The following is a 7,707-nucleotide window of genomic DNA, read 5'->3' as shown; positions in this document are numbered from 1 at the left end:
CGCTCGGGTTCGGCGGGGCGGAACCGCTGGGCAGCACCAGCAGCAACTTGTCCCCCCAGCGCTGCACGACGTCGCCGACCTGCACGTCGCCGACCAGCACGTCGGTGAGGCCGACACCCGCGTCCAGACCCAGGTAGTCGTCGACCTTCGGGCGACGCAGGTCCGCGTCGACCAGCAGCACCCGCCAACCCGCCTCGGCCAGCGCGATGGCCAGGTTGCAGGAGAGCGTGGTCTTCCCCTCACCCTGCAGCGCGCTCGTCACGGCGATGACCCGAGCCGGCTCGTGGACATCCACGAAACGCAGATTGGTACGCAACTTGCGGACCGCCTCGGCACGCGCGGAGGTGGAGGCGTCGCCCACGATCAGCGGCGCGCTGCGGGCGTTGCCCTCGAATGGAATCTCGCCGAGCAGAGGGCTACCGGTGGCCCGTTGCAGACCGGCGGCGTCGCGCAGTCGGACGTCGGCGACGCCGCGCAGGATCGCCAGACCGATACCGAGGATCAGACCGATCACGCCACCGAGGGTGAGGTTCCGGACCGGCTGCGGCGAGACGGGGTTGGCGCTCACGCGGGGGCCGCTGACCACCTCGATCTTGATCGGCGCCTTGCCCTCCGGCGTCGTCTCGACCTTCTGGACGAGTTCGACGAACTTGGTGGCCAGGGTCTCCGTCACCCGCAACGCGCGGGTCTGATCGGTGTCGGTGACCGACGCCTGGAGCATGACGGTGCCGGTCTGGGTGGAGGTCTTCACCCGTTGCTGCACCTCGTCCGCGGTGAGGCCGACCGGGGTCTCGGCCACGACGCTCTGTGCCAGTCGGTCGCTGGTGAGCAGGTCCGCGTACGACTTGACGCGCTGCTGGAGGAAGAGCCCACCCTGGTATGCCTCGCTGACGCCCGTGTTGGGGGTGGTGACGAAGAACGTCACCGAGGCGACGTACCGGGGTTGGGCGCGCACGGTCAGGAAGGCCGAGACGCCGAGGGCCACCATGATCGTGACCAGCGCAACCCACCAGTGCCTACGCACGTGACGCAAATGGCGGAGCAGATCCATCAGGCGCGCCTCCGTGCCGGTCCGGTTACGCCAAAGAACTTCACGAAAACCCCCAAGGTCGTCTCTAAACTCGTGAAACCATTAAAGCGGCTCATGCGGCTTATGTCCGGAGTTATGTATTTTCTGTAGTGCGACATGCATCCGGATGACCAACCCGAGAACCGCCCATTCGGCAGCGGCGACAACGAGGAAAAAGTCGAAAGCCGGTCAGGCGACGTCCGATCGGCCCAGCGGTCGCCGGCGGACGCGAAGCCGGATAGGGTCCGTGGTGGTGTGCCGGGAAGCCTGGTCGGCGAGTGGATTCATGCCGTCCTGACGTCCGAGGTGACCCCGCAGATGACCTCCCGCACCCCGCGATCCGACGGCCAACGCCCGCCGAAGAACCGGCTGTTCACCCGGTCGTCCTGGCCGGAGGCCCGGCACCTGGCCGACGTGCTGCGTACCGAGACCGTGGGCGGCGCGCTGCTGCTGCTCGGCGCCGCTGTCGCGCTCGTCTGGGCCAACTCCCCCTGGTCCGACTCGTACACCAGACTCGCCCGCTGGGTCCCCTGGCCCGGCGGCGCGTCCTGGCACCTCGACCTGGACGTCGCCGCATGGGCGGCGGACGGCCTGTTGGCCATCTTCTTCTTCGTGGTGGGCCTGGAACTCAAGCGGGAGTTCGTCGCCGGGGACCTACGCGACCCACGCCGGGCCGCGCTGCCGGTGGTCGCCGCGCTCGGCGGAATGCTGCTGCCGGCGCTGATCTACGTGGCGGTCATCCTGAGCGCGGGTGGAGAGGGACTACGCGGCTGGGCCGTTCCGACCGCCACCGACATCGCCTTCGCGCTCGCCGTACTCGCGGTGATCAGCACACATCTGCCCCAGGGCCTACGCGCATTCCTGCTCACCCTCGCCGTGGTCGACGATCTGTTCGCGATCACCATCATCGCGGTCTTCTACACCGCCGACCTACAGCCCGCCGCGCTGTTCGCCGCGCTGGCCTCGATCGGGATCTTCGCGATTCTGGTGCGGCGCGGAGGTGGCTGGCAGTGGGCGCTCATTCCTCTCGCGGTCACCGCCTGGGCGCTGATGCACGCCTCGGGTGTGCACGCCACGGTGGCCGGCGTCCTGCTCGGCTTCACGGTCCCGGTGCTGGCCGGTCCCCGGACGGCGACCGGTGACCCATCGGCCGCCGACGCCGAGGGTGGGCTCGCCGCGCGCCTGGAGCACCGTTGGCGTCCGGTGTCGGCCGGCTTCGCCGTACCGGTCTTCGCCCTGTTCGCCGCCGGGGTCACAGTGCGCGGCAGCGACCTGACGGCCCTGCTGACCGACCCGGTGGTGATCGCCGTCGTCGCCGCTCTGGTGCTCGGCAAGAGCATCGGCATCCTCGGCTCGACGTACCTGCTGGCCCGGTTCACCCGGGCCGAACTGGACGAGGACGTCACCTGGTCCGACCTGCTCGGGATCGCGCTGCTCGGCGGCATCGGCTTCACGGTGTCGCTGCTCATCGGCGACCTGGCCTTCGGCGTCGGCGGCACCACCGACGGCCGGGTCAAAGCGGCCGTGCTGCTCGGTTCGGTGATCTCCGCCGGGCTGGCCGCGGCGATGCTCGTCCGGCGCAACGCGGCGTACCGCCGGGTGGCGGAGCGGGAACGGCTCGACGCCGACGGCGACGGCGTGCCCGACGTCTACCAGCGGCCCGCCGAGGGTTGATCGGTATGCCGCACCGCGCGGTGCGGCGACCCGCCGACCCTGGCTCCGATCAGCGTCGACGGTCAGCGGGCGGCAGGTCCTCGGTCTCCTCGACCACCGCCTCGGCGGCGGGAGCGGTGAGGTCGTCGCCCGGCACCGCCACCTCCTCGACACGATCCTGCTCGTCGGCCTTCCCGCCGGGCGGCGGCTCGGGAGCGGTGCCAGCGCCGGAGAAGCCGTACTCGTTCGGTTCGTCGTGCCGGCTCATCTGGTCATCCTCCCGATTTCCTGGTTTCGCGTCCTAGCGCCAACGGTAGGTGGCAATCGTCTTCGGCGCAGGGGGCCGGGGATTGTCGCCCGGACCACGGGGTCGGAGCGCTCAGCGCCGCGCCGAGCAGTTGACGCAGGGCGATGATCGCCACCGCGCCGACCAGACCGTTCCAGCCCGGGTCACCGGCCAGCCGTATCAGGCCGGCCGCCGTCAGCAGGTCCAGCAGCAGTCGGACGCCGGTCTTCAGCGCACCGGTGCTGAGCACTGTCACCACGGCGACGACCAGGGCCAGAGCGGTCACCACAGTGACCAGGGTTTCCATCACCCGTGACGCTCCCCCTCAGCCACCTGGCGCTGCTCCTGACGGATCTCCCGGCCCAGGAAGTAGTTCAACGCCGTCCGGATCGTCGCGATCGCGGCCAGTTGGCCGATCTGCTCGAACGACGGGGACACCGCGGTCCGCAGCACGTCCGCCGCCAACTGGAACTCCAGGCCGAGAGTCAGGAACCGGCCCAGCGAGAGCCGAATCGGAGTGAAACGGGCGGCGGTGCGGTGTCGCAGCCCCTCGACCACGAACCGCACCGCCGCCCAGACCGCGCCCACGAAGATCACCAGCGCGCCGGCCACCTCCACCACGGCCACCAACACCTGGTCGCCGTGTCGCAACAACTCGGCCGGCTCCACCCCGGGCCGTTACCCGCCCTCAGGGCAGCTAGTCGGCACTCAGGTCAGCTCGTTCACCGCCTCCAGGATCAGCCACAGACCGGAGATGGCGAACAGGATCGCGGCACCGTACTTGATGGTCTTCTCCGGCAGCCGACGACCGAGCATCCGACCGACCAGGATGGCCAACGCGTCCGCCGCCACCATGCCGATGGTGGAACCGAGCCAGGTGCCGAACCAGCCGTACTTGGTGGCGAGCGTGATCGTGGCGAGCATCGTCTTGTCACCCAGCTCAGCCAGGAAGAAGGCCACCGACACCGCCACCAACGCGGTCTTGTTCGTCTTCTCCGCCTTGCGCTTCTCCTCCTCGGTGAGTTTGTCCCCGCGCAGGGTCCACGCACCGAAGCCGAGGAACGCCACACCGGCCACCAGGGAGATCCACTCGGTCGGCAGCACCGCTCCGAGGCCCGCGCCGATGGCGACCGACGCCAGGTGCACCACCGCCGTGGCGACAGTGATACCGATCAACACCGGGATCGGCTTGAACCGCGTGGCGAAGGTCAACGCCATCAACTGGGACTTGTCTCCCAGCTCCGCGACGAAGATGACGCCGAAGCTGACGACCAGCGCGGCGAAAAATCCCTCCATGACGTCCTTCCCGCTCATGCCGGGAGGAGGTACAGGGGCGCCCTCGACCCGGCTGCAACAGCCTGAGTCGAAGGTCTCGCCCGCCTCGGAGACCGAGGCCGCGTGGCCGGATGCGGAACGCACCAGTATGTCGACCACGACATTGGGGGCTACTCCCCTTCGCCCGCTCAGCTTATCCGATCACCAGCGGCCCGGTTCGAGGCGGGTGAACAGGCTCAGCGGGCCCGCGCCAACGTGACCCCGAACAGCCCATCCGGGTCCGTCCAGAACTCCGCCGTCACGAAGCCCGCCGCGGCCAACTCCGCGGCGATCCCCTCCCTGTGGAACTTCGCCGAGACCTCGGTACGCAGGTCCTCCCCCGCCGCGAAGTCGACGGTCATGCCCAACACCCGCACCCGCATCGGCCGGGTCGCCCGCAACCGCATCTCGATCCACTCGTGCTCCGGGTCCCAGAGAGCGACATGGTCGAACGCCCCCGGGTCGAAGTCGGCGCCCAACTCGCGGTTGATCACCTGGAGCACGTTGCGGTTGAACTCGGCGGTGACCCCGGCCGCGTCGTCGTAGGCGGGCACGATCACCGACGGATCCTTCACCAGGTCCGTGCCGAGCAACAGCCAGTCGCCAACCTCCAGCGCCGCGCGCATCGCCGTCAGGAACTCGGCCCGCTCGGCGGGCAGCAGGTTGCCGATGGTGCCGCCGAGGAAGACCACGAGCCGTCGGCCGCCGGTGGGCAGCCGGTCCAACTGCCGGGTGAAGTCCCCCACGATGCCCCGCACCCGCAGGCCCGGATAGTCGGCGGCGATCTGGGCGGTGGACCCTCGCAGGGCGCTGACCGACACGTCGAGCGGAACGAACGTGCCCAGCCCACCCCGGCGGGTGAACGCGTCCAACAACAGGCGGGTCTTCTCCGACGACCCGGACCCCAACTCGATCAACGTCTTGGCCTCGGTCAACGCGGCGATGTCCGGAGCCCGCTCGGCCAACACCGCCCGCTCCGCCCGGGTGGGGTAGTACTCGGGAAGGCGGGTGATCTCCTCGAACAACTCGCTGCCCCGGGCGTCGTAGAACCACTTCGGCGGCAGCCACTTCTGCGCGGCGCTCAGCCCGGCCCGAACGTCGTCGCGCAGACCACGCTCCAGATCGCGCTCTTCGAGGTAGACCTCCAGCGGTTCCGCCGTCATCAACTCGCCCCTCTGCTCGATCGACAATCGCGTGCCGCCCGGCGCTGCTCACCGGGTCGGAAGTGGACGTACCCGCACCCCGTCGGCGGTGGCAAGGACCAGGTGCCCCTCCGGCACCGCCCGCCACCCGGGGCCGTCGTCGTGCGGCTCGGAGGCGAGCAGCACCGCACCGGGCGACTCGCGTACCGACAACGCATGCCCGGCCACGCTCGCCACCGCCCGCCGGCCGTCGGTGAGCAGCAGGTTCAGCCGCGACCCGGGGGCGGCCGCGGCGACGTCGGCCACCGTCCGCCCGACCGCGTCCGCCGGGTCGTCCCCGGCGCGCAGCCGATGCCGCACCAACGCCCATAGCAACGCCGAGTCGGTGGCGGCGTCCAACGTGAGCAGGTCACGAACCGGCAGACCGGCGGCGAGCGGCACCACCGCGTCCGGCCAGCCGCGGACCACACCGTTGTGGCTGAACAGCCACCGCCCCTCGGCGAAGGGCGCGGCGGCGCCGTCGAGCACCGCCATCCCGACAGTGGCCGACCGCACCGCCGCGAGCACCGCCCCGGCGCGGGTCACCGCCGCCAGTTGGGCGATGGTCGGGTCGCTCCAGATCGGCTGCGCCCGCCGATAACGCACCGGCTCACCCTCGCCCGGGTACCAGCCGACGCCGAACCCGTCGGCGTTGATGGTGCCGCCGCCGCGCATGTCCCGAGGCGCCCAGGACTGCCGCACCAACGAGTGCGGCGGGTCGAACAGCACCTCGGCCAGGGTGACCGGCGGCCCCAGGTAGACCAGGTGACGACACATCAGCGCGCCCTGCCCACCGGAGCGCCGATCACCGGTACGACTCGTCCGGTCGAGCGTCGCGGGCACAGCGGAAACCGCTGAAGATCTGCCGGCGGATCGGATAGTCCCAGTTACGGAAGGTGCCCCGGCACGCCGAACGGTCGGTGCCGAACGAACCACCACGCAACACCCGGTAGTCGTCGCCGAAGAAGACCTCCGAGTATTCGCGGTAGGGAAACGCGGTGAAGCCCGGATGCCCGCCGAACGCGCTCGACGTCCACTCCCAGACGTCACCGATGAGCTGGTGCACACCCAACGGCGACACACCGGCCGGGTACGCGCCCACCGGCGCCGGCCACAGATGCCGCTGATCCAGGTTGGCGTGCGCCTCGGTCGGGTCCTCGTCGCCCCACGGATACCGCCGCGACCGTCCCGTCGACGGATCCCACCGGGCCGCCTTCTCCCACTCCGCCTCGGTCGGCAGCCGCTTACCGGCCCACGCCGCGTACGCCTGCGCCTCGTAGAAGCACACGTGCACCACCGGCTCGTCCCCGCGCACCCGATCCCACCGGCCGAAACGCCGGTACGACCACTCGTCGCCGTCACGACGCCAGTGCATCGGCGCCGCCAGGCCCTCCCGAAGCCGATGCGCCCACCCCTGCGGACTCCACCACCGCTGATCGTCGTAACCGCCGTCGGCGATGAAGGCCTCGTACTCCCCGTTGGTGACCGGGGCCGCGTCGATGACGTACGCCGGGAGGTCGACACGATGCGCGGGACGTTCGTTGTCCAACGCCCACGGGTCGGTGTCGGTGCCCATCGTGAACTCCCCCGCCGGCACCAGCACCTCCCCGCCGACCCGCACCGACGGCTCGGGCGGCGACGGGGCGTGCAGCACCGCCGACCCCGCGCGCAGTTGGTGGGTGGCGAGCATCGTCTCGTCGTGCTGCTGCTCGTGCTGCACGATCATGCCGAAGGCGAACCCGTCGGCGACCAGCGGCCGCTCGCCGAACGCCACCGTGTCGAGCAGGTCGTGCACCTTGTCCCGCACCGTGCCCAGGTAGGCACGCGCCTCGGCGGGCGCCAACAGAGGCAACGCCGGACGGTCCCGACGCGGCTGCTTGAACGCGTCGTACAAATCGTCGATGTCACACCGCACCGGCTCACGCCCGCCGACGTCGCGGACCAGCCACAGCTCCTCCTGGTTACCCACGTGGGCGAGGTCCCAGACCAGCGGCGACATCAGAGGCGAGTGCTGACGCATCAGCTCACCGTCGTCCACCACCTCGGTCAACAACGACGTACGGGAGCGGGCACGGGCCAACTCCACAGCGATCCGATCACGCAACTGCTCACTGCTCGCACTCACCGAACCTCCTGCCGTTCGCGACTGCGGGGCTCGCAACCCCGGCTCACTCCTCGCACTCACCGAACCTCCTGCCGTTCGC

At 70.3% G+C, this 7,707-nt stretch carries 9 protein-coding genes; 1 reads left to right on the top strand and 8 read right to left on the bottom strand.

Translation table 11 applies throughout. The features are described 5' to 3' along the window. On the bottom strand, positions 1-1,051 hold a 1,051-nt coding region (locus tag ACWCO3_RS28080; RefSeq protein WP_450012884.1), incomplete at its 3' end, for a YveK family protein. 336 nt (positions 1,052-1,387) lie between these two features. Between ACWCO3_RS28080 and nhaA the strand changes: the two genes are divergently transcribed. Next, positions 1,388-2,743, top strand: coding sequence for a Na+/H+ antiporter NhaA (nhaA, locus tag ACWCO3_RS28075; RefSeq protein ID WP_450012882.1), 1,356 nt, complete (start codon positions 1,388-1,390; stop codon positions 2,741-2,743). A gap of 49 nt (positions 2,744-2,792) precedes the next feature. Here the strand turns inward: nhaA and ACWCO3_RS28070 are convergent, their stop codons facing one another. The 7 genes from ACWCO3_RS28070 to egtB form a co-directional block, all read right to left on the bottom strand. Further along, positions 2,793-2,990, bottom strand: coding sequence for a hypothetical protein (locus tag ACWCO3_RS28070; RefSeq protein ID WP_145781665.1), 198 nt, complete (start codon positions 2,988-2,990; stop codon positions 2,793-2,795). A gap of 4 nt (positions 2,991-2,994) precedes the next feature. After that, positions 2,995-3,315, bottom strand: coding sequence for a hypothetical protein (locus tag ACWCO3_RS28065; protein WP_145781663.1), 321 nt, complete (start codon positions 3,313-3,315; stop codon positions 2,995-2,997). Continuing rightward, positions 3,315-3,677, bottom strand: a complete 363-nt coding sequence (locus tag ACWCO3_RS28060) for a DUF1622 domain-containing protein (protein WP_088989513.1) — start codon at positions 3,675-3,677, stop codon at positions 3,315-3,317. Before ACWCO3_RS28060 ends, ACWCO3_RS28065 begins: the two co-directional genes overlap by 1 nt. Positions 3,678-3,716: 39 nt before the next feature. Next, on the bottom strand, positions 3,717-4,304 hold the full coding sequence (locus ACWCO3_RS28055; protein WP_145785637.1) for a TMEM165/GDT1 family protein: 588 nt from the start codon (positions 4,302-4,304) through the stop codon (positions 3,717-3,719). Between the two features lie 215 nt (positions 4,305-4,519). Then, positions 4,520-5,485, bottom strand: coding sequence for an L-histidine N(alpha)-methyltransferase (gene egtD, locus ACWCO3_RS28050; protein WP_450012880.1), 966 nt, complete (start codon positions 5,483-5,485; stop codon positions 4,520-4,522). A 48-nt stretch (positions 5,486-5,533) separates the two neighbouring features. Beyond that, positions 5,534-6,280, bottom strand: a complete 747-nt coding sequence (gene egtC / locus ACWCO3_RS28045) for an ergothioneine biosynthesis protein EgtC (protein ID WP_450012886.1) — start codon at positions 6,278-6,280, stop codon at positions 5,534-5,536. Positions 6,281-6,308: 28 nt separating this feature from the next. Beyond that, positions 6,309-7,628, bottom strand: a complete 1,320-nt coding sequence (gene egtB, locus ACWCO3_RS28040; protein ID WP_145781656.1) for an ergothioneine biosynthesis protein EgtB — start codon at positions 7,626-7,628, stop codon at positions 6,309-6,311. Positions 7,629-7,707: the final 79 nt, after the last annotated feature.

Source organism: Micromonospora sp. NPDC002411 (assembly GCF_053592955.1).
This window is presented reverse-complemented; position numbering and strand designations above follow the sequence as displayed.

Coding starts and splice junctions, on each gene's coding strand:
- ACWCO3_RS28055 (WP_145785637.1), bottom strand. CDS start 4,304: ATGGAGGGATTTTTCGCCGCGCTGGTCGTCAGCTTCGGCGTCATCTTC.
- ACWCO3_RS28065 (WP_145781663.1), bottom strand. CDS start 3,315: ATGGAAACCCTGGTCACTGTGGTGACCGCTCTGGCCCTGGTCGTCGCC.
- egtD (WP_450012880.1), bottom strand. CDS start 5,485: ATGACGGCGGAACCGCTGGAGGTCTACCTCGAAGAGCGCGATCTGGAG.
- ACWCO3_RS28070 (WP_145781665.1), bottom strand. CDS start 2,990: ATGAGCCGGCACGACGAACCGAACGAGTACGGCTTCTCCGGCGCTGGC.
- nhaA (WP_450012882.1), top strand. CDS start 1,388: ATGACCTCCCGCACCCCGCGATCCGACGGCCAACGCCCGCCGAAGAAC.
- egtC (WP_450012886.1), bottom strand. CDS start 6,280: ATGTGTCGTCACCTGGTCTACCTGGGGCCGCCGGTCACCCTGGCCGAG.